This is a genomic window from Micromonospora tarapacensis (assembly GCF_019697375.1).
GTDB lineage: Bacteria > Actinomycetota > Actinomycetes > Mycobacteriales > Micromonosporaceae > Micromonospora > Micromonospora tarapacensis.
This window is the reverse complement of the sequence record NZ_JAHCDI010000004.1, coordinates 4559120-4582231: the sequence shown is the minus strand read 5'-3', so window position 1 is coordinate 4582231 and position 23112 is coordinate 4559120. Positions and strand designations below refer to the sequence as shown.

Genomic DNA, 23112 nt, shown 5'->3' with positions numbered 1-23112 from the left:
CCCGCCGGTCCCGGAGAAAGGCGCCGGTGTTGGACCCCGTCAGGCCGGGGAGCGCTGCGCGAGGCCGCGAGTGTTCGCCCGTCGAGGGGCGGCGGACGCCGGTCAGGGCAGTGCCGCTCCGGGCACTGGCTCGCCGCCGGCGAGCTGGCCGCCGCCCTGTCGTGCCTCCGCGCTCGCGGGGACGTCGTCCCGGGATGCGTCGGCGGTCACGGGAGCCGGGTCCGCCGGTGCGTCGGCGCCGACCGGTGCGGAGGTGTGGGCCGGCGGGGAGCCGACGCCGGCCGGTTGCGGGATCGGGTCGGAGCCCGGACGCCGGTGGCCGGCCGCAGATCGGCGGGCCGCCAGCTTCCGCAGCGCGAGCACCGGGCGGACCCTTTCCAGGGGCAGGAAGCTGGTCATGGCGACCAGGTGCGGCGCGAACGAGATGGTGATGGTCGCGATGGTGGCCAGGTGAAACGAGTAGAAGAAGCCGACCATGGCGAGCCGCCAGCGCTCGGGTAGCACGAAGACCAGCGGGCTGAGCAGCTCGAAGGCGAGGATGCCGAACTGGGCGACGAGGAGCAGGTGGGGCACCTGGGCAATCAGGTCGGCCAGGTCGGTGCCGCGCCGGATGATCGCCTTCGCGAGGACCGAGCCGGTCGCCCAGTCCAGGCCGCCGAAGCGGAACTTCGCCCAGGCGGCGAGGAAGTAGGTGCAGACGACGGCGAGCTGGGTGACCCGCAACGCCCAGCCGCCGGCCTCGGTCCTGGCCGGATCGCCGTGCCGGGCCCGGCCGGCGGTGGGCAGCACGGCCAGCGCGACGAGCAGGCCGAACCGGTCGTGGTCCACCTTTCCGTAGCTCATCGCGATGATCATCCACTCGAGGTAGAGCACGAAGACCGGCCAGCCGAGCAGCCGGGGGGCCCGCCCGGTGGCGGCGAGCAGGGCGAGCAGCAGCAGCGCCCAGAAGATGACGTTCACCAGCGCCGGGTTGGGGGTGGGCAGCGGCAGTACGCGCCCGACGAAGAGTGGTTGGTACAGGTCGCCGGGCACGTCGACGCGGGCGCGTATCCACGGGGTGAAGACGAGCAGGTCGCCGGCGACGAAGAGGTACACCAGGGTCCGGAAGGCGGCGACGCGACCGCGTGGCACCGCCTCGGTCAGCCAGCGGCTCACGGCGTGACCGGCCAGCGGACGACGGTCTCGTCGACCCACCGCCCGGTGGGCCGGCGGTCGGTGATGTCGTGCCAACGGATCACGATCCGGACCTCGACGAGCTCCGGGGCGTCGGGGTGCCGCCGGCCGTACGCCTCGGCCACCTCGCGCAGCTGACCGGGGTCGGCGACATAGCGGCTCTGCTGGCCCTCGATCTCTGCCCGACGGATGCCCGTCGCCCGTTCACCGAGGTCGACCAGGTTGCCGGTGAGGTCGACCCCCTCCACCCGGGTGTCCGGGGCGTCCGCGTCGGATGGGTCCGAGGTGGAGTACATCCGGAAGGGGCCGAACGGGAAGTGGTCGTCGGCGCCCCAGACGGTGCCGGCGAGCAGGACGGCGAGGCCGAGCGCGGTCGCTCCCACCCGGACTGTGCGGCCTCGGCTCGTCAACGCACCCATCGCGTGCCGAAGATACGGCAATGGTGGGCGTTGGCGGTGCCCGAACGGTGCAGCCGTGTCCCACCTGTGACGACTTCCGGTGTCGGCCGGGGCGACGGGACCGGTGGCGACGCCGACGGCCGGGCCCGAACCGGGCCCGGCCGCTGCGTTCTGCGTGGCGTCAGTGCTTGTGCTCGGCGAGCTTCTTGCGCACGTCGTCCATGTCGAGGGCGCGGACCTGCTCGACGAGGTTCTCCAGGGCCGACTCCGGCAGGGCACCCGGCTGGGCGAAGACGATCACGCCGTCGCGGATGGCCATGATGGTCGGGATGGACCGGATGTCGAACTTGGCGGCGACGTCCTGCTGGGCCTCGGTGTCCACCTTGCCGAAGGTGATGTCGGAGTGCTTCTCCGAGGAACGCTCGTAAACCGGGGCGAACCGCTTGCAGGGGCCGCACCAGTCAGCCCAGAAGTCGACCAGAACGATGCCGTTGCTCTCGGTCACCTGGTCGAAGTTAGCCGTGGTCAGCTCGACGGTTGCCATGTGAATCTCCGATCACGCGGAACAGCTACCTCTGGTGGAACCCGGGCGTACCCCATCGCATTCCCACCGGCGTGCCGTCGAAACCCTGGGCACGGCCAGGGTGGGGCGTTTGTCCGCATCGATCACCGTCGGTCCGGAGGGGCCTCCGCAGATCGCAAATGCATGTCGCACTTGCGTAACCAACTGTGATGGGAGCGTTTCCAGTGAGATCAATCTCCGAGTGCGGTACGACGTGGTAACTTCCGCGCTGACTAGCACTGACTCGACCTGCAGAGATCGGGTTTAAGCCGACGATCGGTCACTCTATGTAATGTAACAAAAAGATAAATGTGACCCCGGTCTCTGTGCAGTCGGACGGGCGTACGGCAGAATCTTGAAACATCAGAGCGTGGGCGGCGGGTGCCGGGGAGGGCCCCGCCGCTCATTGCGTCCGGCCTCGGTCAGCGCCTGCCGGCGGCTCGGCCGCGACCGGATCGGCCGGCCCCTTTTCGCCCCGCCGCGCCCGGATCGTTGTGACATTTCGACCCGGCCCACGGCCCGCCACCTTCCTTAACCTTCGATAAGGCATGCTGTGCCGAACTCCATCGCCTCCCGTCGAAGGGGACCAGGATGCAGTTCGGCCGCTACTACGAGGAGTTCGAGGTCGGCGCGGTCTACCGGCACTGGCCGGGCAAGACGGTCACCGAGTACGACGATCATCTGTTCTGCCTGCTCACCATGAACCACCACCCCCTGCACCTGGACGCGCACTACGCCGCGACGGCCAGTCAGTTCCGGCGCAACGTGGTGGTGGGCAACTACATCTACTCCCTTCTGCTCGGCATGTCGGTGCCCGACGTCAGCGGCAAGGCGATCGCCAACCTGGAGGTCGAATCGCTGCGGCACGTCGCACCGACCTTCCACGGCGACACCATCTACGGCGAGACCACGGTGCTGGACAAGCGGGAGTCCGCCACCAAGCCCGACCGGGGCGTGGTCGCGGTCCAGACCCGCGGCTACAACCAGGACGGCACGCTGGTGTGCGTCTTTCGGCGCAAGGTGATGGTCCCCAAGCGGGAGTACGCGGCGGCGGCCGTGCCCGACGGCGTCGACCCCGAACGACCCAGCTTTCCCGAGCCTCGCCTGACCTCGTAGGCGTCCCACGCTCTGCCCGGCGGGGCGGAGTCGCCCTCGCCGCGGCGCGGGCTCCATCGGTGCGTGCGACGTCGCCGACCGGGCCGTCACGGCGCGCCGCGGTGGGTTCGCGCCCGCGGCGGGTTCCGCCCTGTTCCGGCGCATATGCTGGCTCCGGAGGTCCCGCCATGAGCGAGCGCAGCGAGCGGCTCACCACCACCGCCTATTCCGCCACCGAGTGGGACCTGCTCACCGGACTGCCGGGCCGGGTGATCGTGGCGACCGCCGAGCCCGGCCCGGGTCGGCCGCAGCGGGTGTGGCCGCGGTGCTGGCCGGCCTGGACGCGGTGGCCGCCGGTCGAGCCTTCGACAGCGACCTGGTGCGTGCGGTGGTGGCCGCGATCTACGCCCGGCACGACGGGGTGACCTCCCCGGTGACCCAGCTCGCCGACCTGGTGGAGGTGCTCGCCGCCTGCCGGGCCGTGGTACGCGTGCTCGATCGCCGTGCCGACCCGGCCGACTCGGCGGCGTACCGGCAGTGGGTGCAGTCGGTGGCGGCCCGCGTCTGCCGCACGGCGGCCACGGTGGTGCCGGGTGGCGCCCTGACTCCCACCGACCGTCGTTTCCTGGACCGGCTCGGTGTCGCGCTCGACCTGCGTTGACCACCGCCGGCTGGGCGACGGTGGCCGGGATGTCGGGGCGTAACCTGCGTGACCGTGACCGGTGAGCAGCTCGACGTCGGCGTCGGACCCTGGCCCGGGGATCCGCCGGAGGACCCCCGCTACGACCCGGAGCTGCTCGCCGAAGGCGATCGGCGCAACGTGGTCGACCGCTACCGGTACTGGCGGCGTGAGGCGGTGGTCGCCGACCTCGACCGGCGGCGGCACGACTTCCACGTGGCGATCGAGAACTGGCAGCACGACTTCAACATCGGCACGGTGGTCCGCAACGCCAACGCGTTCCTCGCCGCCGAGGTGCACATCGTGGGCCGGCGGCGATGGAACCGGCGCGGTGCCATGGTCACCGATCGCTACCAGCACGTACGCCACCACGAGACGGTCGAGCAGTTCGTCGGGTGGGCGGGCGAACGCGACCTGCCGCTGGTCGGGATCGACAACCTGCCCGGCTGCCGTCCGCTGGAGACCGCCACCCTGCCCCGGCGGTGCGTGCTGGTGTTCGGTCAGGAGGGGCCGGGCCTCTCCGATGCCGCCCGGGACGGCTGTGACCAGATCTTCTCCATCGCCCAGTACGGCTCGACCCGGTCCATCAACGCGGGCGTGGCGAGCGGAATCGCCATGCACGCGTGGATCCGTACCCACGCCGGCCCGCCTCCGTCCTGACCCGTTGGTGTTGGCGAACGGGCAATGGCGTCGGTCCGCTTGACGGTTCGCCGACGCGGGGTGACGGTGGGGTGGTGACCGTTGCGGTGAGTTGCCCCAGATGCGGTGGATCGGTGCGGCCGCCGGACCTGATGCACACCGAGTCCCGATGTCCCGACTGCGGGCCGGTCGCGCCACTGCACGTGCCCGAGCACATCGGCGCGCAGATCGTGGCCAGCGTGGTCGACCACATCCGGGCCAGCGCGCAGCCGCGGCGGCCGGCGGTGCCGCTGTGGTGCCCGTGGCCGTTGCCGCCGGGTTGGACCACGACCGGCGTGGCGTGGGCGGGCGACGACCGGCTCGGGGTGCGCGCCACGGCGGTCGCCTGCGCCGGCCCCGCGCCGCTCGGCGGCGGGCCGGCGGATCTGGTCTTCGTGGCGGAGGAGCCGGGCGTGGGCCTGGGTGCGCGATACGCCGGGGTTCCCGGGCCGGACGCCGGGCCGGAGTTGGCCGAGGCGCTGACCGACCCGGGACCAGGGCATCCCGGCCATGTGGGGCGCGCGGGGATCGAGGTGGCCGGCCACCCCACTCCACTGTGGCTGGTGAATTCGGTGACAGATCGAAGCGCGTACGCTGGCGAAGCTCGGGGATTGTGGCTGTATGCGATAGCCTGGCCGGCGAGTGCGGGGCATCTGCTCGCGGAGGACGTGCTGCTGCACGACCTGGTCGAGTCGACGCCGCCCGAGCTCGTGTACGGCGCACCATCTCCGTACCTGCACGGGGAGGCTTGACAAGCCCCCCCGGAATGTCGGAGAACGGACGCAGATATTCACGGTAAGACACCACGCTGATACTCTGGGTGCCGCTGCGGTAATGGGACCCGGCGCCGCGCGAGAGGATGGCCCGCCATGGTCAAGAAGGTCCTCACCTGGGCCGGAATCGCATTCTTGATCTTCTTCGTCGCGTACCGGCCAAATTCCGCGGCGGATGTGTTCAAGTCGCTGGGCGGCGGCATGATGGACATCGCCCAGGGCTTCGGCGACTTCTTCACCTCACTGGTCGCCTAGCCTCCGATGGGAAGCCCCTCCGGCCCGCCCTTCGATCCCGACGACCCCGACCGGGCGCGGCGGGAACGCGACACCGAACCGATTCCCCGGATCGATCCCGAGGGGCCGGGCTACGGCTCCGGTCCCCGCCTCTCCGACGGTCCGTCCTTCTCCGAGGACGCCGGCTACGGCGACGGGCCGGGCTACGCCGGTGAGGGCCGGTCGGGTCGGACCTGGGTGCGCGATCCGGAGGCCGGCTACCCGCCGCCGCAGATCTCCGAGGAGGAGCTGGCCGGGCTCCGGGCCGACGCCAGCGGTGCCGCCCCCCGGCGGGTGCTGCCCCTGGAGGACGAGCCCAGTTCCCTGGTCGCCCGCTACCTGTTCCCCACCGAGCGGTACCGGGGCGAGTGGAAGCGACACTGGATTCATCTCGCCACCCCGATCGTCGTCGGCATCGCCGCCACGTTCGTGCTCGGCTACCTCTCCGGCTTCCTGGCCGGGCAGGACGTCGGCGCGCTCACCACGATCGCGGTCCTGCTCTGGTTCGCGGTGATGGGCTGGGTGGCGTGGCGGGTCGCCGACTGGTGGTACGACCGGTTCATCCTGACCAACAAGCGGGTCATGGTGGTCAACGGGATCATCACCCGGCGGGTCGCGATGATGCCCCTGGTCCGCGTCACCGACATGAAGTACGAACAGACGCCGGCCGGGCGGGCGCTCAACTACGGCACCTTCGTGCTGGAGTCCGCCGGCCAGGAGCAGGCGCTGCGCGAGGTCAAGAATCTGCCCAACCCCAACGAGCTGTACCTGCGCGTGGTCGAGGAGATGTACGAGCCGCAGGCGGTCGAGGCGCGGCTGGGTAAGGAGCAGGACGAGGCCAAGGCCGACGACGGGGCCTGAAACGTCTCGACCGAGCATCGGAGACGTTGCGCACCTTTCGGCCCCGCCCTTCTGGCCCGGCTGTGGCACCCTGCGGCAGGATCAGGCTCGGAGGTGGCGCGTGACCAGCAGCAACCCGCTGGAAGAGGAGTTCCGTGACTTCGTCACGTCCCGCTCCGCCGCCCTGCTGCGGACCGCGTACCTGCTCACCGGCGACTGGGGTATCGCGGAGGATCTGCTCCAGACGGCGTTGACCAAGACGTACCTGGCCTGGAAGCGCCTGGGTGGGATCGAGGCGATCGAGCCGTACGCCCGACGGGTCATGGTCAACACGTCGACGAGCTGGTGGCGCCGCCGGTGGCACGGCGAGCGCCCGACCGAGGTGCTGCCCGAGCGGGCCGCCGTCGACGAGATCGACCAGCAGTTGGACCGGGACGTGCTGTGGCGGCACCTGCGGGCGCTGCCCGCCCGGCAGCGGGCGGTGCTGGTGCTGCGCTTCTACGAGGACATGTCGGAGGCGCAGACCGCCGCCATTCTCGAAATCTCGCCGGGCACCGTCAAGAGCCAGACCTCCCGGGCGCTGGCCACCCTGCGCCGGCGGATCGGTGCGGACGACGCCTTCGTGTTGCCCGCCGCGGCAGCGGACCGGGCCCAGCAGCCGGCGGGTCGCGGTGGCGGACGGGACGGCGCGGGGACGACCGGGCGTCAACCCGCCGCCGCGCGACCGGGCAGCACACCGGGCGACGTTTCCGGCCGTACGCCGGCCGGCGCGTATCCGGCCGGCACCACCCCGCCGGTGCGGGTCGGTCCGACGACCTGCCCGGCGGTCCGACCGCCCGGACCGAGGCGCCGCCGGCGACCGTGCCGGGCGAGACCCTGGTCGGAGAGCGGCGGTGAACGACGTTTCCGGAGGTCGTGACAACCCGAGCGACCTGCCGAATCGTTCAGTCAACGTGCCATCCGACGAGTTGGAAGGTGCCGTCCGCGAGGCGTTGTCCCGGCGGGTGGCCATCGCGCGCGCGGTTCCGGGCGATGCGGCCGGTGCGGCGATCCGGCGGGCGAACCGCATCCAGCGCCGCCGCACCCTGGCCGGCGTGAGCCTGGCCGCGGTGGCGATCGTGCTGGTCGGCGCCGGCAGCATTCAACTGCGCGCCAACCAGCCACCGGCGGGCGGTGCGGTGATGATCGGCGATCCGGACCGACCGCCGGTCGGCACCCGGAGCATCCCACCCGGGCCGGACACCGAAACTCCGCTCGCCGAGGTCGACCTGGTGTTCGGCGAGACGATCGCCACCGCGCAGGGCCGGCGGGTGCCGCTGCACGGTACCGGCGTGCTGGAGCGCGCGCACCGTCTCACCGACGGCCATGGCTGGTTGGCCGTCGGGGCGCCGACCCTGGTCGGGCGGTTCCTGTGGTCGGTGGGGCCGGACGGCACGGCGCAGGTGCTGCTGGCCGGGGCCGACGAGATCGTCCTGGATCGGGAGGGCCGGCAGGTCGCCTGGAAGCAGGGCACCGTGCTGGCCGCCGCCGGGATCGTCAACGGTGAACTGGCCGGAACGGTGCGCGCCGAGGCGCCGGCCGAGGCGATGCCGCTGCGGTTCGTCGACGGTGCCGTGCTGGTGAAGCTGGCGTCCGACCGCCCTGGACACGTCCTGTGGCGGCTGAGTCCCGGGCCGCTGGACCAGGGCACCGACCGGGCCAGCCTCCGTGTCTTCGATGCACTGCCCGATGGGCGCCTGGTGGGCGAGGTCGCCGCAGGCCCCGGGCAGCCGGCCTGCCTGACCGTGCTCGACCCGGCGCGGAATCTGGCCCCGGCCCAGCCGGACTGCGGGCCCCGACTGGGCGGTGACGGCCAGGGCACGGTGTCGCCGGACGGGCGCTGGCTGCTGGTCAACGGGCATTCCGGGGGTCAGGACGCGGCGCTGCTGGTCGACCTGGGGCGGCTCGATCCGTCCGCCGAGGTCCGGCGCGCCGGGCCGGCCATGGTCGGCACCGCGGTCTGGAGCGCACCGGACACCGCCTACTACGCCGACTCCTCCGGCGGCCTGGTCCGGGTGGCCGTCGACCGGGCAGTCGCCGACCGGCCCGCCCGGCCGACCGCGCTCCCCGGTCTCTCCGGCGGGGAGATCCCGGTGGTGGTGAGCGGTGGCTGACCGGCTGCCCGCTGGCGTCGGGCGATGATTTCCCGGATCGACCTACACACCCATTCCACCGCCAGCGACGGCACGCTCGGCCCCGCCGAGTTGGTCCGCGCCGCCGTCGAGGCCGGCCTGGACGTGGTGGCGATCACCGACCACGACACCACCGCCGGCTGGGGCCGGCGCTGCGGGCGCTGCCGGCCGGGCTGCGCCTGGTCCGCGGGGCGGAGCTGTCCTGTCGCTGGTACGGCGAGCAGCAGCCGGTGCCGCTGCACCTGCTGGCGTACCTCTTCGATCCGGACGCCCCCGAGCTGGTGGCGGAGCTGACCCGGGTGCGGGCGGCCCGGCTGGATCGTGGCGAGCGGATCGTCGCTCGGCTGCGAGCCGACGGCATCGACGTGAGTTGGCCGCAGATTCTGGCCGGGGCGGGCGGCGGGACGGTGGGCCGGCCGCACATCGCCCAGGCGCTGATCCGGGCCGGTCTGGTCGCCACCACCACCGAGGCGTTCGGGCCGGACTGGCTGGGGGAGCGGTACCGGCTGCCCAAGGAGGACATCGACGTCTTCCGGGCCGTGCGGTTGGTCCGGGCGGCCGGCGGCGTGCCGGTGTTCGCCCACCCCGGGCCAGCCGGCGCGGCCGGATCGTGCCGGACGAGCTGATCGCTGACCTGGCGGCGGCGGGGCTGGCCGGCCTGGAGGCCGACCACGAGGACCATTCGCCCGCCGAGCGGGCACACGTACGCGGGCTCGCCGACGAACTGGGCCTGCTGGTGACCGGATCGTCGGATTTCCACGGCACCCACAAGACGGTCCGGCTGGGCGCCTTCACCACCGCTCCGGAGGCCTACGAGCGGATCGTCGCCGCCTCCTCCGGGGTGATCGAGGTCGCTTCGGGCTGACCCGGGTTTCGGCCCCGCCGCCCGCGGCTACGGTGACCGGGTGGATCTCAAGCTCTTCGGTGAGGTCTTCGTGACCCTGCTGGTGATCGTCGACCCGCCGGGCATGATGCCCATCTTCCTCGCGTTGACCGGGCCGCTGGCGGCCCGGGAACGCAACCGGGCCGCCTGGCAGGCGGTCGCGCTGGCCCTCGGCGTGATCGTGGTCTTCGCGGTGGCGGGTCAGACGCTGCTCGCCTACCTGCACGTCGACCTGCCGGCGTTGCAGGCGGCCGGTGGGCTGCTGCTGGTGCTGGTCGCGCTGGAGTTGCTGACCGGCAAGGCCGACGACCCGAACCAGCAGGCCACCTCCAACATCGCCCTGGTGCCACTCGGGACGCCGTTGCTGGCCGGTCCCGGCGCGATCGTGGCCACCATGCTCTTCGTCCAGCGGGCCGGCGGGCCGGCGGACTACGTCGCCATCGCCGCCGCGATCGTCGCGGTGATGCTGTCGGTGTGGATCGTGCTGCGGTTCTCCGGCGGGATCGTGAAGGTTCTGCGTCCGGGCGGGATCGAGGTGCTCACCCGGATCGCCGGCCTGCTGCTGGCCGCGATCGCCGTACAGCTCATCGCGGACGCGATCGCCGCCTTCGTGGTCCAGTACAGCGGCGGCTGACCGGGCCGGCGGGACTGTCGGGGGTGGATGGCAGGATCAGGGGCGTGCGACGAGCCTCCCCAGCCGGACGACCCGCCGCCGGTGGCCGCGCGCCCCGGCCCCGCGACGCGCAGCCCGAGCAACTCGGCTTCGAGGGCATGCCGGAGCGGCTGTTCGTCTGTACCCCGAGCAAACTCGGCGCGTACGCCGACTGTCCCCGGCGCTACCGCTACTCCTACGTCGACCGTCCGGCGCCACCGAAGGGCCCGCCCTGGGCGCACAACTCGCTCGGCGCCAGCGTGCACACCGCCCTGAAGAACTGGTATGCCCTGCCCGCCGAACGGCGTCGCCCGGAGGTGCTGCCCACCCTGCTCAAGGGCACCTGGGTGCGCGACGGTTACCGCGACGACGAGCAGGAACGCGACGCCTACCGGCGGGCCCTGGGCTGGCTGGAGGCGTACGTCGGCGGGCTGGATCCGGCCGACGAGCCGGTCGGGGTGGAGCGGGTGGTGGCGGTGAAGACGGCGGTGCTGGCGTTCAACGGCCGCACCGACCGGATCGACTCCCGCCCCGGCCCGCAGGGCCCCGAGCTGGTCATCGTCGACTACAAGACCGGTCGCAGCGGGCTGGACGGGGACGACGCGCGGGGTTCGCAGGCGTTGGCCCTCTACGCGTACGCGGCCGAGCGGGTGTTCCGCCGACCGTGCCGCCGGGTCGAGTTGCACCACCTGCCCAGCGGCACGGTCGCCGCCCACGAGCACACCGTGGAGTCGCTGGCGCGCCAGGTGACCCGGGCCGAGGAGACCGCCCGCGACATCATGGCCGCCGAGCGGTCGGTCACCGACGGCGGCGACCCGGACGACGCCTTTCCGGTCATGCCCGGCCCTCGCTGTGCCTGGTGCGACTACCGGCGCAGCTGCCCGGCGGGTTCCGCGACACCCGGCAAGGAACCGTGGGCAGCGGTCGAACGCTCCGCGGGCCCACCCGCCGAGCAGGGCTGACGGCCCACCCCGGTCGGCCTCCGGGAGACCGGGACCGGCGCCCGGGCAGCGGTCAGCCGGCGGTGGTCGGCTTTGCGGTGCCCAGCAGGGCAGCGCGTTCCTTGGCCGCGCGCTGCATCGGGCCTTCCCGCCAGTCGCGGGGCAGCGCGGTGAGGGCGAGCCGCAGCGCGCGTACGGTCAGGTCCGCCGAGCGGGCGGTGGCCGGCAGACCCAACCCGCCGTACAACCGCCGCGCCCACGCCGGCAGCAGGGCGAGTGCGGTGCCGGCGATGCCCAGGTAGGCCCACCGGGGCGGTCCGAGGTTGAGCCCCACCCGGGCGGGCAGGCCGAGCTTCCAGGGCAGCGGCGGGGCGGTCAGGAACAGGGCGGTCTCGGCGGCCTCCCGGGTCATCCGCAACTCGGGCCGGATCCGCTGGTAGTACTCGGCCACCTCGGCGGCGGTGCCGGGAACCGTCTCCGGGGCCAGCCCGACGAGGGCGGCGGAGCGGCGCTGTTCGGTGTAGTAGCGGTCCACCTCGGCGGCGCCCAGCCGCACGCCGGCCCGGCGTGCCGTGTCGAGGAACGACTCGACCTCGGTGACGTGCACCCAGCGCAGCAGGTCCGGGTCGTCGACCCGGAAACGTTCGCCGGTGGCCGGGTCGACGGCGGTCATCCGGGCGTGCAACCGACGCAGCCGCCGTCCGGCCTCGGCCGCCTCCGCGGTGGTGCCGTAGACGGTGGTTCCCACGTAGTCGGCGGTGCGGATCAGCCGACCCCAGGCGTCCCGGCGGTAGTTGCTGTTCTGTGCCACCCCGGCCATCGCCCGTGGGTGCAGCGCCTGGAGATAGAGCGAGCGCAACCCGGCGACGAACAGGATCGGCTCCTCGTGCAGCTTCCAGGTGACCGAACCGGGGCCGAACAGGCCGACGTCGACGGGATCCACCAGTCAAGGGTGCCACGGGTGAGGCGAAGGGCGCTGGGCCGATCAACCGATGCCCCGTACGCTGACATCCCGCGATCATCCTTCCCCCGGAGGTGCCGATGTTCGAGAAGGTGCTGGGCCTGCCCGTGCACGTGTTGGTCGTACACGCCGTCGTCGTGTTCGTGCCGCTGCTGGTGCTGCTCGCGCTCGCGTACATCGTGCTGCCCCGGTTTCGGTCCCGGCTGGACTGGGCGGTGGCGATCCTGGCAGTCGTCGCGCCGGTCACGGCGTGGGTCGGCGTGCAGTCCGGCGAGGCGCTCCAGGCCCGGCAGATCGCGCGAGGCTTCTCCGGCGAGATCCTGGACAAGATCAACGAACATGCCGAGTACGGCCAGATGCTGTTTCTGCTCACGCTGGGACTCGCCCTGGCCGTGATCCTGCTGCTGGTGGCGACCAGCGGCCACGCCCGGGCGCCGAAGCTGCCCCGCTGGACGTCCGCGGTGCTGTCCGTCGTGGTGGTGGCGCTGGGTGTCGCCGCTCTCGCCTACGTCTGGCTCACCGGGCACTCGGGTAGCGAGATGGTCTGGGGCACCACCTTCGAATAGGCCTCGCGCCGACGGGCGGGGGGAGACCTCAGAAGAGCAACCGGGTGCAGAGCAGGCAACCAAGGACCACCAGGACGGCACCGGCGACCGCGCCGACGGCCCAGGTCACCCGCTGGGCACGCTGTTCCTGCCCGTCCAGGGCGGCCATGTCCTGGTAGGGCAACTGGCGGGGCGCCGCCGCCTGCAGGTGCACCGGCGGCCGCCAGCCCGGCGGCGGCGCGGTGGTCGGCGGCGGCCCGCTGTAACCGGCGGGGCCGGTTGGGATCGGTGGGCCGATTGGGATCTGTGGGCCGATTGGGATCTGCGGGCCGGTTGGGATCTGCGGGCCGGTTGGGATCGATGGGCCGATTGGGATTGGCGGGGCTGGGTTGGACGGGGGCGGTTGCGGGGATTGCGGCGGGTTGTTTCCGGAGGTGGACCCGTCGTGGGCGGCGTCGGGCCGGCGCCAAGGGTCGTCGGAGGCCGGGCCGGGCCGAGGGGTGGTCACGGCGTCCGACGCTACCAACCACTGCACCGCCGCACGGTCAGGCCGCGCCGCCGATCCGGCTTCCCGCAACTGGCCTGGGCAGCCCGTGCTGATCGACCGGGCCAGCGCCAGGGGCGATGACCTGCTCAAGTCTGATTTCACAGAGACGTACTTATTTCTCTGTGAAATCAAGCTCTCGAGGGACACCTCATCCCGCCGCCCGTGCCGGTCGCTGCGTTAACCTTGCCGCTCGTGACGATTCAGGACCCGGATGGCCTGGGCGACGACGATCGCGCGGTCGATCTCAGCGACGACCTCGTCGCGCTACCGGAGCAGAGTGCCGATGACACCGACCGGGGCTGGGGCGAGCAGGCCGGCGGCAACGATGACCGGCTGCTCGCCGAGCGCCCGCCGCACTGGGACTGAGCACCCCAGCCTGGCCGGGAACCGGCCCGGGCCAGGTGGAGGCTCGCTGCGGCGAGAGGACTCAGGAGGTGCTGGCCGCGGCCGGCGCCTTGCTCGCGCCGCCGCCGGAGGAACCCCCTGACGAACCACTACCGGAACCGGACGAACCGGAACTGGACGAACCGGAACCGGAGGACGGCGAGGTGCTCGACGAGGAGCTCGAACCCGAGCCCGAGCCCGACGACTCCGACGCGCCCGACTTGGTGGTGGAGCCGTTCGACTCGGTGTCCGGGCCGGAGGAGCGGGAGTCGGTGCGGTAGAAGCCCGAGCCCTTGAAGACGATGCCGACGGAGTTGAACAGCTTCCGCAGGCGTCCCTCGCACGCCGGGCAGTCGGTCAGCGGCTCGTCGGAGAAGGACTGCACCGCCTCGAGCTGGTGACCGCACGCGGTGCAAGCGTACTGGTACGTGGGCACGTTCTCCTCCGGATCTGGCACGGCCGGTTGGCACTCGACGTATTCGAGTGCCAATGGTGCGTCATCGGCCCCCGGTTCGTCCAGCGGAAGTGTGGGGCACGACACCGGAGGGGGTCGCCAGCGGGTGCAGCCCCCCGGCCGGAGTGATCACCGCGCGTACCGGCCGGTCATGCGGCTCGGCGGGAAGCTCGTCCACCAGTTCGCCGTCGTGCAGCGGCACCACGGTGAGGACGCCCGCCGGCACCCGGGCGAGGGCGCGATCGTACGAGCCGCCGCCCCGACCCAGGCGCACGCCCCGGCGATCCACGGCCAGCGCCGGCACCACGACCAACCCGGCTGCGGCTATCGCGGTGCGGCCCAGCCGTGGACCACCCGGCTCGCGGGTGCCCCGCCCGGCGGCGACCATCGCCTCCGGCCCGGCCCAGGCGGCCCAGTCCAGATCCAGGTCGTCACGGAGCACCGGCAGCAACAGTTGCGCTCCGGCGGGCAGCGCGTCGGCAAGCACCGCCGGCAGGTCCGGCCCGCCCGGCTCACTACCGACCGGCACGTACGCGGCGATCCGGCCCGGCCGCAGCCGGCGTACCACTGCTGTCAGCTCGGCCTGGACGCGCACCGCGGCGGCCTGACGCTCGGCGGCGGTGCGGGCCCGGCGGCGCGCGAGCAGCGCCACCCGGGCCTCCCGCTTCGCGCCATTCGTCACTTCCGCTCCCTGAGCAAATTCCGGCACGCAACACTCCTCACGCAACGCGCTCCTTGCCGTCGCTCTGTGTCAGCATCGCAGGCAACGGTCGCGCAACTTCCGGGGGGAAGTGTTGACGCTACGCGGGCGGTTGACCGCAGCCTTCCTGGCGGTGGCGTTCGGCCCGGTCCTGCTCGGTGCCGTCTTCGTCGCCTCCACCGTGACGGCGGTGGACCGCAGCCGGGCGACCGAGCGGCTGGCCGTGGCCGCCACGGCCGTGCGCACCTCGATCGACGCGCTCTGCCAGCAACTGCGCGCCGCCGCGGACGCGGTCGGCCTCAGCACCGACCACGCCGGTGCCGCCGACCAGGTGGTCAGCCGGGGCCTCGCCGCCGCCGTGCTGGTCACCGACGTGGCCGGGCGGATCAGCCACGCCACCCCGGGCGCCCCACCGGCGCCGTGGCGGGACTGCGCGGCGCCGGAGGCGCCCGGCGGGCCGGTCGGCGCCCTGGCGGTCCGGGTGGAGTTGCGCGACGCCGCCGGCTCGGTGCTGGGTGCGGTCGCCGCCGCCCAACCGGTCGACCCCGTGCTCGTCGCGCGGCTCGCCGCGGTGACCGGCGTCGCGGTGACGCTGCTCGACGGCGCCGGCACGCCCGTCCAGGCGGCCCACACCACAGAGTCGGCCGGTGGCCGCGACGCGGTGCTCGCCGCCGTCGCGTCGCTGCGCGACGAACGCGTCACCGGCACGCCCGACGGCCGCTACGTACGCCGCGCCGGCCCGACCGCCGGGCAACCCCTGCCGCTGGTCCTCTCGGTGCCCAGCGACCAGCCACCCGGCCTGCACGCGGTGCTGGTCGCCGTGGTGCTGCTGGCCGCCCTGCTGGGGTGGCCGTCGCCGGGCGGCTGGCCCGGGTGACCACCCGCCCGCTGGTGGAACTGGCCGGCGCGGCGGACCGCGTCGCCGCGGGCGATCTCGCCGCTCGGGTGCCGGTACGCAGCGGCGACGAGATCGGCCGGCTGGCCGTCGCCTTCAACCGGATGACCCGCGAGACCGGCGGCTACCTGGCGGCGCTGACCAGCAGCCGGGACCAGTTGCGCGGGCATCTGGCCGTGCTCGGCGACACCCTGGCCAGCACCCACGACCTGCAACGGATCCTGCGGGTGATCCTGCACAGCGCGCTCGCCGCGACCGGGGCGCGGGCGGGAGCGGTGCTGCTCACCGAGCCGGGTGGGGCGCTCGTCGCCCAGTGCACCGAGGGGTTGGACGGTCACTGGTCCGGCACCGCCGTGTCGATCGCGCCGCAGGACGGCGCGGGTGCGCCGGCCACGCCACCGGGTGCTGGTGTGGTCGGTACGGTCGCGGCCACCGGCCAGCCTCGCCGAGGTCGGGTCGGGCCGGCACCGGCCGCAGCCGGCGACCCGCCGTGCCGGACGTACATCGCGGTGCCCTTCGCCGCCCCCGGCGGGCGCGGGGACCTCGGCTCGACCCGCCCGATCGGCGGCGACGTCCCGGCAGGCGGCCCGGCAGAGCCGGCGCTGGGGGTGCTGGCCCTCTACGACCGGCTGGGCGGGGAGGAGTTCGACGACGACGACCTGATCACCCTGCGCACCTTCGCCGGGCACGCGGCCGTGGCGGTCGACAACGTACGCGTCCACGAGGAGAACCAGCGGCTGTCGCTCACCGACCCGCTGACCGGGCTGTGGAACTACCGCCACCTGCGCGAGTCGCTGCGCCGGGAGGTGGAGCGGGCCAGCCGGTTCGGCCGGATGGTGAGCGTCCTCGTCCTCGACCTCGACCGGTTCAAGAGGGTCAACGACACGTACGGCCACGCGGCCGGGGACATGGTCCTGGCCGAGTTCGCCCGGCGGTTACGCGGCGAGATCCGCGAGGTGGATCTCGCCTTCCGCCAGGGCGGTGAGGAGTTCGTGCTGCTGCTGCCGGAGACCGATGCCCGGGGCGCGACGACCGTCGCCGAGCGGCTCGGGGCGGCCGTCCGCGGCACCCCGGTGGCCGTGGTGGGGCATGCCGGGGTCCGTGAGTCGATCCCGGTGACGGTCTCCATCGGCATCGCCGTCTACCCGGACCACGCCGACAACGGCCCGCAGGTGCTCCAGGCGGCCGACGAGGCGTTGTACGCGGCAAAGGCCGCCAGCCGGGACACCTGGCGGGTGGCGGCGGCCCGGGAGGCGTCGGCGACCCGGGAGATTCCGGTGACCCCGGCGGCCCGCAGCCCCTCCGACGGGCTGCCCCGCGCCGGTCACCCCGCCGATCCCACCGGCGATCTCGCGGTCAGTCCCGCAAGCGGCAGAACCGAGCGGGCGGGCGGCGCGTCTTCTGGTCCTCACCCGCCGGGGCATGGCCGTGGCCGATAGTCTCGCGACATGTCGGAGCACTCAGCGAACCCCTCAACGACCACCACCGCCGCCGGCCGTCCCCGTGCCGTCAAGGCCGTCATCCCGGCCGCCGGCCTGGCCACCCGGTTCCTGCCGGCGACCAAGGCGGTCCCCAAGGAACTGCTGCCGGTCGTCGACCGGCCGGTGTTGCAGTACATCGTCGAGGAGGCCGCCCAGGCCGGCATCGGTGACGTGCTGCTGATCACCGGTCGGGGCAAGACGTCGATGGTGGACCACTTCGATCGCCGCCCCGACCTGGAGGAGCGGCTCGCGGAGAAGCCTGACCTGCTCGCCGCCGTCAAGCGGACCGAGGAACTGGCGGCGATCTACACCTGCCGGCAGCCGGAACAGCTGGGCCTCGGCCACGCGGTCGGGTACGCCGAGTCGCACGTCGGTGACCAGCCCTTCGCGGTGCTGCTCGGTGACGAGTTCGTGAACCTCTCCGAGCCGCTGCTGCCGGCCATGCTGGAGCTTCAGGCGCGTACGGGTGGGGTGGTGCTCGCCTTCTTCGAGGTGGACCCGGCCGAGACGAAGCGCTACGGGATCGCCTCGGTCGAGCCGGCGGAGGCCGAGCTGACCGACATCGGTGAGGTCGTGCGGGTGACCGGCATGGTGGAGAAGCCGAAGCCGGAGGACGCGCCGAGCAACCTCGCCGTGCTCGGCCGGTACGTGCTGCCCGGCAGGATCTTCGACGCCATCCGCCGGACGCAGCCCGGCAGCGGCGGGGAGATCCAGCTGACCGATGCGATGGAACTGCTGCGTACCGAGGGGACACCGGTGCACGCGATCGTCTACCGGGGCATCCGCTACGACACCGGCATGCCGCTGGGCTACCTCCAGACCGTGGTCCAGATCGCCGCCGAGCGTGAGGACCTGGGCGGCGAGTTCCGCAAGTGGCTGGCGGAGTTCGTCAACTCCGACTCGTCGGGCGGTCCGAATACATGACCGCGACGGCCGACGCCGAGGCGGCCGAAAACGGGTTGACGCCGCTCGCCGACTACCTGGGCAGTGTGCTGCGCAGGTTACGCGCGCTGCCGCCACTCGACCTCGACCTCACCCAGGCGTACGGCAACGTCCTCGCCGAGGACGTCGTCGCGCCGCACTCGTTCCCGGCCTTCGACCAGGCGGCCATGGACGGGTACGCCGCGCGCTGGGAGGACATCTCGGGCGGTGGCCGGGGCGGGGCGTACGTCCCGGTCCAGTCCGGCGGCCCGGGCGGTCGCACCGTACGGCTCAACGTCGTCGGTGACCTCGGTGCGGCGAGCTGGCGGCCGGTCCGGCTCACCCCCGGCTCGTGCTTCTCGGTAGCCGCCGGAGCGCCGCTGCCGATCGGCGCCGAGGTGGTCGTGCCGGTGGAGTGGACCGACCAGGGCATGGCGGCGGTGGAGATCTTCCGTGTCCCGAAGCGGGGCTACGGGGTACGCCGGGCCGGCGAGGAGGTGTCCGCCGGTGCCCTGCTCGCGCCCTCCGGGACGTACGTCTCGCCGGCACTGGTGGCGGTGCTGGCCGCCACCGGCATCGGCCACGTCGTGGTACGCCCGAGCCCCCGGGTGGTCATCGTGGCCACCGGCGACGAACTGGTCGACGTGGGCCGGGGCAGCCAGCCCGGCCAGGTGGTCGACGCCAACTCGCACGCCCTGACCGCCGCGGCGGCGGAGGTGGGCGCGCTCGCGTACCGGGTGGGCATCTGCGACGACGACCCGGAGGGGCTGCGCGGGCTGCTGGAGGACCAGACCCTGAACGCCGACCTGATCATCACCACGGGCGGCACCGGTACCGGCCCGGGCGACATGGTCCGCCGGATCCTGTCCCGCCGGGAGGGCAGCCGGGCCGGCCCGGTCACCTTCACCGACGTGGCGCTCTATCCCGGCACCGCGCTCGGCTTCGGCACGGTCGGCGCCGAGGAGGTGCCGGTGGTCTGCCTGCCCGGCGACCCCGGTGCCGCGATGATCGGTTTCGAGGTGCTGGCCCGTCCCGCGATCAACCTGCTGGCCGGCGCCGAGCCGGTGTTCCGCCCGAGCGTGCGCGCGCACCTGCTGGAGACCCTCTCCTCCCCGGCCGGGCTGCGGGAGTTCCGGCCCGCGCACGTCGCCGAACGGCGCGGCGGGGGTTACACTGTCCAACCGCTCAACGGCGGCCCGTTCACCCTCTCCGGCCTGGCGGAGGCGAACGGCCTTCTCGTTCTTGGTGAACGGGTGACGACCGCCGCCGCCGGATCCACCGTGGACGTGCTGCTGCTGGACCGCCGGCGGTGAGTCGCCGGTGATGCTCGGGAGTGGAGGTTCGGTGTTCCGACGGGCGCCCGGTTGGCCGGTGGTGCTCTCCGACGGCCCGGTGCTGCTGCGGCCCTACCGGCGTTCCGACGCGGTGGCCTGGTCCGAGGTGCGCCGCGCCAACCGGGACTGGCTGGCGCCCTGGGAGTCGTCGCTGGCCGGCGACTGGGACGAGCTGAACTCCCCGGCCACCTTCCGTTGGGTGTACCGCGACCAGCGGCGTTCGGCGCGTACCGGTGAGGGGATGCCGTTCGCGGTCTGCCTCCGGAACGACGGCGGGGAACGGCTGGTCGGCCACATCAACGTGGGCAACATCGTGCGGCGGGCATTCTGCTCCGGCTACATCGGCTACTGGGTGGACCGCCGGGTCGCCGGCCGTGGAGTGATCCCCACCGCGCTGGCGCTCGCCGTCGACCATGCCTTCGGCCCCGGCGGGCTGCACCGCATCGAGATCAACATCCGCCCGGAGAACCGGGCGTCCCGCCGGGTGGTCGAGAAGCTGGGCTTCCGCGAGGAGGCGTACCACGCGCGCTACATGCACATCGACGGCGCCTGGCGCGACCACATCGGATACGCGATGACCAGCGAGGAGATCGCCGCCGAGGGCGGCCTGCTGGCCCGCTGGCAGCGGCGACGCGCACGTACGCCGTGAGGCGTCCCACGTGCAGGATCGGCGCGGCGCGGCGGTTCCGGTGACGGTGACCCGTAACCTCAGGTAACTGCAAGCTGCGGCAGGCGCTGCCCGCCCCGCACGATTCACGTCGCCGATGCCGATCGGTGAAAGATCCTGCGGCCGGTCGGCGCTTGCTCCGAATTCGGTGACGGGAGGGGTGAGGGTGCCGACCTCGGTGCTCCTCGCCGTCCTCGCCGCCGCCGGTCTGCTCGCCCTCGCCCCGGCGCTGGTCCGCCGGTACGACGCCGCCGAGCGGCTGGTGGCGGAGCGGGCGCAGACGACGGCGCGGGTGCTCCAGCGCCGCCGCCGACGCCGCACTGTCCCGGGCCGGCGACCGGTCAACCCGTCCCGCGCCCTGGTGGTCACCCTCAGCGAGGACACCGACTCGGGCATCCTCACCGCCCCGGTCTCCGGCCCGCCCGCCGCCCGTCGTGCCGACCGGTCACGGCTCGGCCGCTCTGGCGGGGAGCCGGGCGAGCGACCGCTGTCCCGTCGCTCCGGCCGGCCGAACCGGCTGCGCGCCGTGCCGTCCGCCGGAGGCCGATCCCGCCGCCGCCCCGACCGCCGTCAGCACACCCCGGCCATCTACCGCCGTCGTCGAGTGCTCGCCGCGCTGGTGCTGCTCAACGCCGTCGAGCTGGTCGGCGTCGCGGTGGTCGGCCCCGGCTTCTGGATCAGCTTCGCGGTCACCGCCACCCTGCTGATCGTGTACGTCGTACACCTGCGCGCCCGCGCCCTGGCCAACCGCCGACGCCGCCGGGCGCGCGCCCGCGAGGCCGCCTGGCTGGCCGCCCGGCAGGCCGAGGTGCGCCGCGAGCAGGCCCGCCGCGCCGCGGCCCGCCGGGAGGCGCAGCGCCGGCTGGCCGCCCAGCGGGAGTCCGTCCGGCGCAACGCGATGGGCCTGGACCGGCCGTCCGACCTCCCGCAGGCCGCCAGCGGCGGCTCGGTGTCGTACCGCCGCTCCGGTGGCCTGCGCGGTCGCCCCTACGAGGCCGGCCGCGGCTCCCACAGCGCCTGACCCGGGCGCTGCCCGACCGGCGAGGCGGCAATGTCGGGGAAGTCGCTGACTCGGGGGCCGTCGGCGGCCGCACCTTCGGTGACGTTGCGCGGATCTTGCGTGACTCCGGTGAGCGGGGCGGTTCGCGGCGCGGGCAGCCGACCTGTTAGCCTTGTCGCCGGCCCGCCCGGTGAAAGCCGGGTGGGACCGATGCCGGTCAGCCGGCGGAGGGGCTGTGGCGCAGACTGGTAGCGCACCTCGTTCGCATCGAGGGGGTCAGGGGTTCAAATCCCCTCAGCTCCACCAATAACACCGTTGAGCAGCGGAAACGCTGCCAGCAAGATCGCTAGGTACAGATCCGGTACAGATCAGCGGAGATTCTGGGACTTCCGGCCGGTCGGCCGCTTGGCTCGGGCGTCCTGTAGCGCGCTGCTGATGATGTTGCGGCGGCGGTCTTTCTTGGGCCACCAGTGCACGTAGGTTTCGAGCGTGATTCGCAGGCTGGAGTGACGTAGCGCGTTCTGCACGTCTGTCGGGTCGGCACCCGAGGTGATCAGGCGAGTGGCGAAGTAGTGCCGCAGGGAGTGGAAGGTGCCTTCGTCGGGCCATTCGGCCGCTTTACGCCAGGTCTGCCACATGTCGGACCAGCGCTGGTCATGGATGGGCCGCCCCTGGTCGTCGGTGAACAGTAGCGGCACGAGCCGCCGTTTCGGGTCCTTGCCGGGGTCGGGCGTGCCGGTGGTGACGTCGGGCAGCTCGACCAGGACGGGCGGGTACGTGCGGACGTGTTCGGCGAAGACCGCCGCGACGTGGTCGTCCAGGTCGACATCGCCGACCGAGCCAGCTTTGGGTGGGGCGAGGTAGAAGCCGCCGTAACCGGACTTGTGGAACCGCAGTTGCTGCACCACGTGGAGTTCCTGCCGGTCCGGGTCGATGCACCGGGCGCTGTCCTCCAGGCCGAGGACTTCCCCGAGCCGAAGTCCCTCACCGGCACCGGCCCAGATGGCGGCCAGGAATTCGTCCGGTACGACGTCGACCAGGACGAGCACGTCGTCATCGGTCGGTACCCATTTCGGCGCGCGGGAGAAGCCGCGCAGGATCGCGAACAGCCGGACCGACTTGCAAGGGTTGTCGGGAATCACCTTGTCGACCATCGCGGAATTCATGATGTTGTTGAGCAGGTCGAAGTAGGTCTTCACCGACGATTGGGCGACCTCGTTCTGTAGCAGCCTGGCGATCCACTCCAGGACGTCCGTGACGGTGATGGCCCGGATGGGCCGGTCGCCGAAGTACGGGTAGTGGTGGTGGCGTAGCCGGGATTCGATGTGACGTTGATAGTCGAGCGCCTGCCCGATCTGGCGGGACAGCCGCCAACGTTCCGCGTAGTCGTGAAAGGTCGTTCGCCGGGCACTCTGGTCGACCTGGGTTTCCTCGGCCGTGCCGCTGCTGGCCTTCTTGTCCCAGGCGTCAGCGTCGACCTTGCGGTCGAAGAAGCGAGTTCGGGTGTTGCCGCCAGCGTCTTCGTAGCGGCAGCGCCAGCGCTTCCCCCGGCCGTAACGCTGGGACTTCACCTTCTCGCCGTGGGGACCGCGCTTGCTCAGGTACCACAGGTCATCGACCGCCATGGTCGTCCGCCTGATCGGTGAGCCAGGATCGCACATCGGAAGGGTCGTAGCGCAGGTGCCGACCGACCTTGAAAGCGCGAGGGCCGGTGCGGCGGGAGCGCCACTGATAGAGGGTGTTCACCTCGATGCGCAAGAACGCGGACACATCCTCGATGGTCCACAGCGGTTCGTTGGTGGCTACGGTCATGGGCTCTCCCTTCGTGCAGCGGTGAGGTACAGACGGACGTATCCGGCCCGCCGTGCGGACCGGGTTTGAGTACGGATGTCGACGCCAGGTCCCAGCAGTTGCCGCGCCCGCTGAGCGACATCGGCGATGAGGACCTGGGCGTGATCCGGGTCGGCGATGACCCGGACCTGAACGAGTGGCGTCGGACGGCTGTCAGCCATCGGCTTCCTCCCTGGTAGTGCTTGCCGGGGTGGGGTGTTCGGGCTTGCACGCTGTGGAGTTGTCAAGGAACGGCTTCACGGGTCGTTGACACG

The 23112-nt window shown here is 72.7% G+C and carries 25 protein-coding genes, 1 tRNA gene and 3 pseudogenes; 20 read left to right on the top strand and 9 right to left on the bottom strand.

Translation table 11 applies throughout. From position 1 onward, the window contains the following. Positions 1–102: 102 nt before the first annotated feature. From KIF24_RS26835 to trxA, 3 genes are all read right to left on the bottom strand, one after another. Positions 103–1155 (bottom strand): MFS transporter permease, encoded by a 1053-nt coding sequence (locus KIF24_RS26835; protein ID WP_331461297.1) that lies wholly within the window; start codon positions 1153–1155, stop codon positions 103–105. Further along, positions 1152–1556 carry a hypothetical protein gene (locus KIF24_RS26830; protein ID WP_331461296.1) on the bottom strand — a complete coding sequence of 135 codons (405 nt, stop codon included), beginning with the start codon at positions 1554–1556 and terminating at the stop codon, positions 1152–1154. The genes KIF24_RS26835 and KIF24_RS26830 overlap by 4 nt, the downstream gene beginning before the upstream one ends. A gap of 196 nt (positions 1557–1752) precedes the next feature. Then, entirely contained in the window at positions 1753–2115 is a 363-nt protein-coding gene (gene trxA / locus KIF24_RS26825; RefSeq protein WP_221086400.1) for a thioredoxin, read from the bottom strand. Positions 2116–2724: 609 nt separating this feature from the next. Between trxA and KIF24_RS26820 the strand changes: the two genes are divergently transcribed. From KIF24_RS26820 to KIF24_RS26770, 11 genes and pseudogenes are all read left to right on the top strand, one after another. Further along, a complete protein-coding gene (locus KIF24_RS26820; protein WP_221086399.1) occupies positions 2725–3249 on the top strand; it encodes a MaoC family dehydratase in 525 nt (174 codons plus the stop codon). Between the two features lie 167 nt (positions 3250–3416). Beyond that, positions 3417–3889 (top strand): annotated as a pseudogene (locus tag KIF24_RS26815) (hypothetical protein). A gap of 54 nt (positions 3890–3943) precedes the next feature. After that, a complete protein-coding gene (locus tag KIF24_RS26810) occupies positions 3944–4567 on the top strand; it encodes a TrmH family RNA methyltransferase (protein WP_221086398.1) in 624 nt (207 codons plus the stop codon). A gap of 71 nt (positions 4568–4638) precedes the next feature. After that, a complete protein-coding gene (locus tag KIF24_RS26805) occupies positions 4639–5337 on the top strand; it encodes a TFIIB-type zinc ribbon-containing protein (protein WP_331461295.1) in 699 nt (232 codons plus the stop codon). A 117-nt stretch (positions 5338–5454) separates the two neighbouring features. Continuing rightward, positions 5455–5613 carry a hypothetical protein gene (locus KIF24_RS26800; RefSeq protein ID WP_221086397.1) on the top strand — a complete coding sequence of 53 codons (159 nt, stop codon included), beginning with the start codon at positions 5455–5457 and terminating at the stop codon, positions 5611–5613. A 6-nt stretch (positions 5614–5619) separates the two neighbouring features. After that, the gene (locus KIF24_RS26795) at positions 5620–6492 is read left to right on the top strand and encodes a PH domain-containing protein (RefSeq protein WP_221086396.1); all 873 of its coding nucleotides are present in this window, start codon (positions 5620–5622) and stop codon (positions 6490–6492) included. 100 nt (positions 6493–6592) lie between these two features. Continuing rightward, the gene (locus KIF24_RS33475) at positions 6593–7390 is read left to right on the top strand and encodes a SigE family RNA polymerase sigma factor (RefSeq protein ID WP_331461293.1); all 798 of its coding nucleotides are present in this window, start codon (positions 6593–6595) and stop codon (positions 7388–7390) included. After that, positions 7365–8624 (top strand): hypothetical protein, encoded by a 1260-nt coding sequence (locus KIF24_RS26785; RefSeq protein ID WP_221086395.1) that lies wholly within the window; start codon positions 7365–7367, stop codon positions 8622–8624. Before KIF24_RS33475 ends, KIF24_RS26785 begins: the two co-directional genes overlap by 26 nt. A gap of 24 nt (positions 8625–8648) precedes the next feature. After that, a pseudogene (locus KIF24_RS26780) lies at positions 8649–9507 on the top strand (PHP domain-containing protein). 40 nt (positions 9508–9547) lie between these two features. Continuing rightward, positions 9548–10159, top strand: a complete 612-nt coding sequence (locus KIF24_RS26775; protein ID WP_221086394.1) for a MarC family protein — start codon at positions 9548–9550, stop codon at positions 10157–10159. Positions 10160–10194: 35 nt separating this feature from the next. Further along, a complete protein-coding gene (locus KIF24_RS26770; RefSeq protein WP_407940016.1) occupies positions 10195–11139 on the top strand; it encodes a RecB family exonuclease in 945 nt (314 codons plus the stop codon). A gap of 52 nt (positions 11140–11191) precedes the next feature. Here KIF24_RS26770 and KIF24_RS26765 read toward each other — a convergent pair whose 3' ends face one another. Next, complete coding sequence (locus KIF24_RS26765; protein ID WP_221086392.1) at positions 11192–12061, bottom strand: oxygenase MpaB family protein; 870 nt, start codon at positions 12059–12061, stop codon at positions 11192–11194. 98 nt (positions 12062–12159) lie between these two features. Between KIF24_RS26765 and KIF24_RS26760 the strand changes: the two genes are divergently transcribed. Beyond that, the gene (locus KIF24_RS26760) at positions 12160–12645 is read left to right on the top strand and encodes a DUF2231 domain-containing protein (RefSeq protein ID WP_221086391.1); all 486 of its coding nucleotides are present in this window, start codon (positions 12160–12162) and stop codon (positions 12643–12645) included. 28 nt (positions 12646–12673) lie between these two features. Here KIF24_RS26760 and KIF24_RS33470 read toward each other — a convergent pair whose 3' ends face one another. After that, positions 12674–12838 carry a hypothetical protein gene (locus tag KIF24_RS33470; protein WP_230415914.1) on the bottom strand — a complete coding sequence of 55 codons (165 nt, stop codon included), beginning with the start codon at positions 12836–12838 and terminating at the stop codon, positions 12674–12676. A gap of 525 nt (positions 12839–13363) precedes the next feature. On the opposite strand from KIF24_RS33470, the gene KIF24_RS26750 reads away from it, so the two are divergent. Beyond that, positions 13364–13537 carry a hypothetical protein gene (locus KIF24_RS26750; protein WP_221086390.1) on the top strand — a complete coding sequence of 58 codons (174 nt, stop codon included), beginning with the start codon at positions 13364–13366 and terminating at the stop codon, positions 13535–13537. 68 nt (positions 13538–13605) lie between these two features. Continuing rightward, a complete protein-coding gene (locus KIF24_RS33465; protein WP_230417270.1) occupies positions 13606–13836 on the top strand; it encodes a hypothetical protein in 231 nt (76 codons plus the stop codon). A gap of 216 nt (positions 13837–14052) precedes the next feature. Here the strand turns inward: KIF24_RS33465 and KIF24_RS26740 are convergent, their stop codons facing one another. Next, positions 14053–14718: a 5-formyltetrahydrofolate cyclo-ligase gene (locus KIF24_RS26740; RefSeq protein ID WP_221086389.1), complete on the bottom strand. Its 666-nt coding sequence runs from the start codon at positions 14716–14718 to the stop codon at positions 14053–14055. A gap of 85 nt (positions 14719–14803) precedes the next feature. Between KIF24_RS26740 and KIF24_RS26735 the strand changes: the two are divergent. The 6 genes and pseudogenes from KIF24_RS26735 (at position 14804) to KIF24_RS26710 (ending at position 21313) form a co-directional block, all read left to right on the top strand. Further along, positions 14804–17043, top strand: a pseudogene (locus KIF24_RS26735) (diguanylate cyclase). 9 nt (positions 17044–17052) lie between these two features. Beyond that, positions 17053–18009 carry a UTP--glucose-1-phosphate uridylyltransferase gene (locus KIF24_RS26730; protein WP_221086388.1) on the top strand — a complete coding sequence of 319 codons (957 nt, stop codon included), beginning with the start codon at positions 17053–17055 and terminating at the stop codon, positions 18007–18009. Continuing rightward, the gene (locus tag KIF24_RS26725) at positions 18006–19319 is read left to right on the top strand and encodes a molybdopterin molybdotransferase MoeA (protein ID WP_221086387.1); all 1314 of its coding nucleotides are present in this window, start codon (positions 18006–18008) and stop codon (positions 19317–19319) included. Before KIF24_RS26730 ends, KIF24_RS26725 begins: the two co-directional genes overlap by 4 nt. Before the next feature lie 61 nt (positions 19320–19380). After that, the gene (locus KIF24_RS26720) at positions 19381–19989 is read left to right on the top strand and encodes a GNAT family N-acetyltransferase (protein WP_407940015.1); all 609 of its coding nucleotides are present in this window, start codon (positions 19381–19383) and stop codon (positions 19987–19989) included. A 184-nt stretch (positions 19990–20173) separates the two neighbouring features. Continuing rightward, entirely contained in the window at positions 20174–21028 is an 855-nt protein-coding gene (sepX, locus tag KIF24_RS26715; RefSeq protein ID WP_331461292.1) for a divisome protein SepX/GlpR, read from the top strand. Positions 21029–21236: 208 nt separating this feature from the next. After that, positions 21237–21313: transfer RNA gene (locus KIF24_RS26710), tRNA-Ala, on the top strand. Between the two features lie 62 nt (positions 21314–21375). Here KIF24_RS26710 and KIF24_RS26705 read toward each other — a convergent pair. The 3 genes from KIF24_RS26705 to KIF24_RS26695 are packed head-to-tail and all read right to left on the bottom strand — an operon-like array spanning position 21376 to position 23019. Continuing rightward, on the bottom strand, positions 21376–22632 hold the full coding sequence (locus KIF24_RS26705) for a tyrosine-type recombinase/integrase (RefSeq protein WP_221086384.1): 1257 nt from the start codon (positions 22630–22632) through the stop codon (positions 21376–21378). Continuing rightward, on the bottom strand, positions 22619–22819 hold the full coding sequence (locus KIF24_RS26700) for a helix-turn-helix transcriptional regulator (RefSeq protein WP_221086383.1): 201 nt from the start codon (positions 22817–22819) through the stop codon (positions 22619–22621). The genes KIF24_RS26705 and KIF24_RS26700 overlap by 14 nt, the downstream gene beginning before the upstream one ends. After that, complete coding sequence (locus KIF24_RS26695; RefSeq protein WP_221086382.1) at positions 22816–23019, bottom strand: hypothetical protein; 204 nt, start codon at positions 23017–23019, stop codon at positions 22816–22818. Before KIF24_RS26695 ends, KIF24_RS26700 begins: the two co-directional genes overlap by 4 nt. Positions 23020–23112 lie beyond the last annotated feature (93 nt).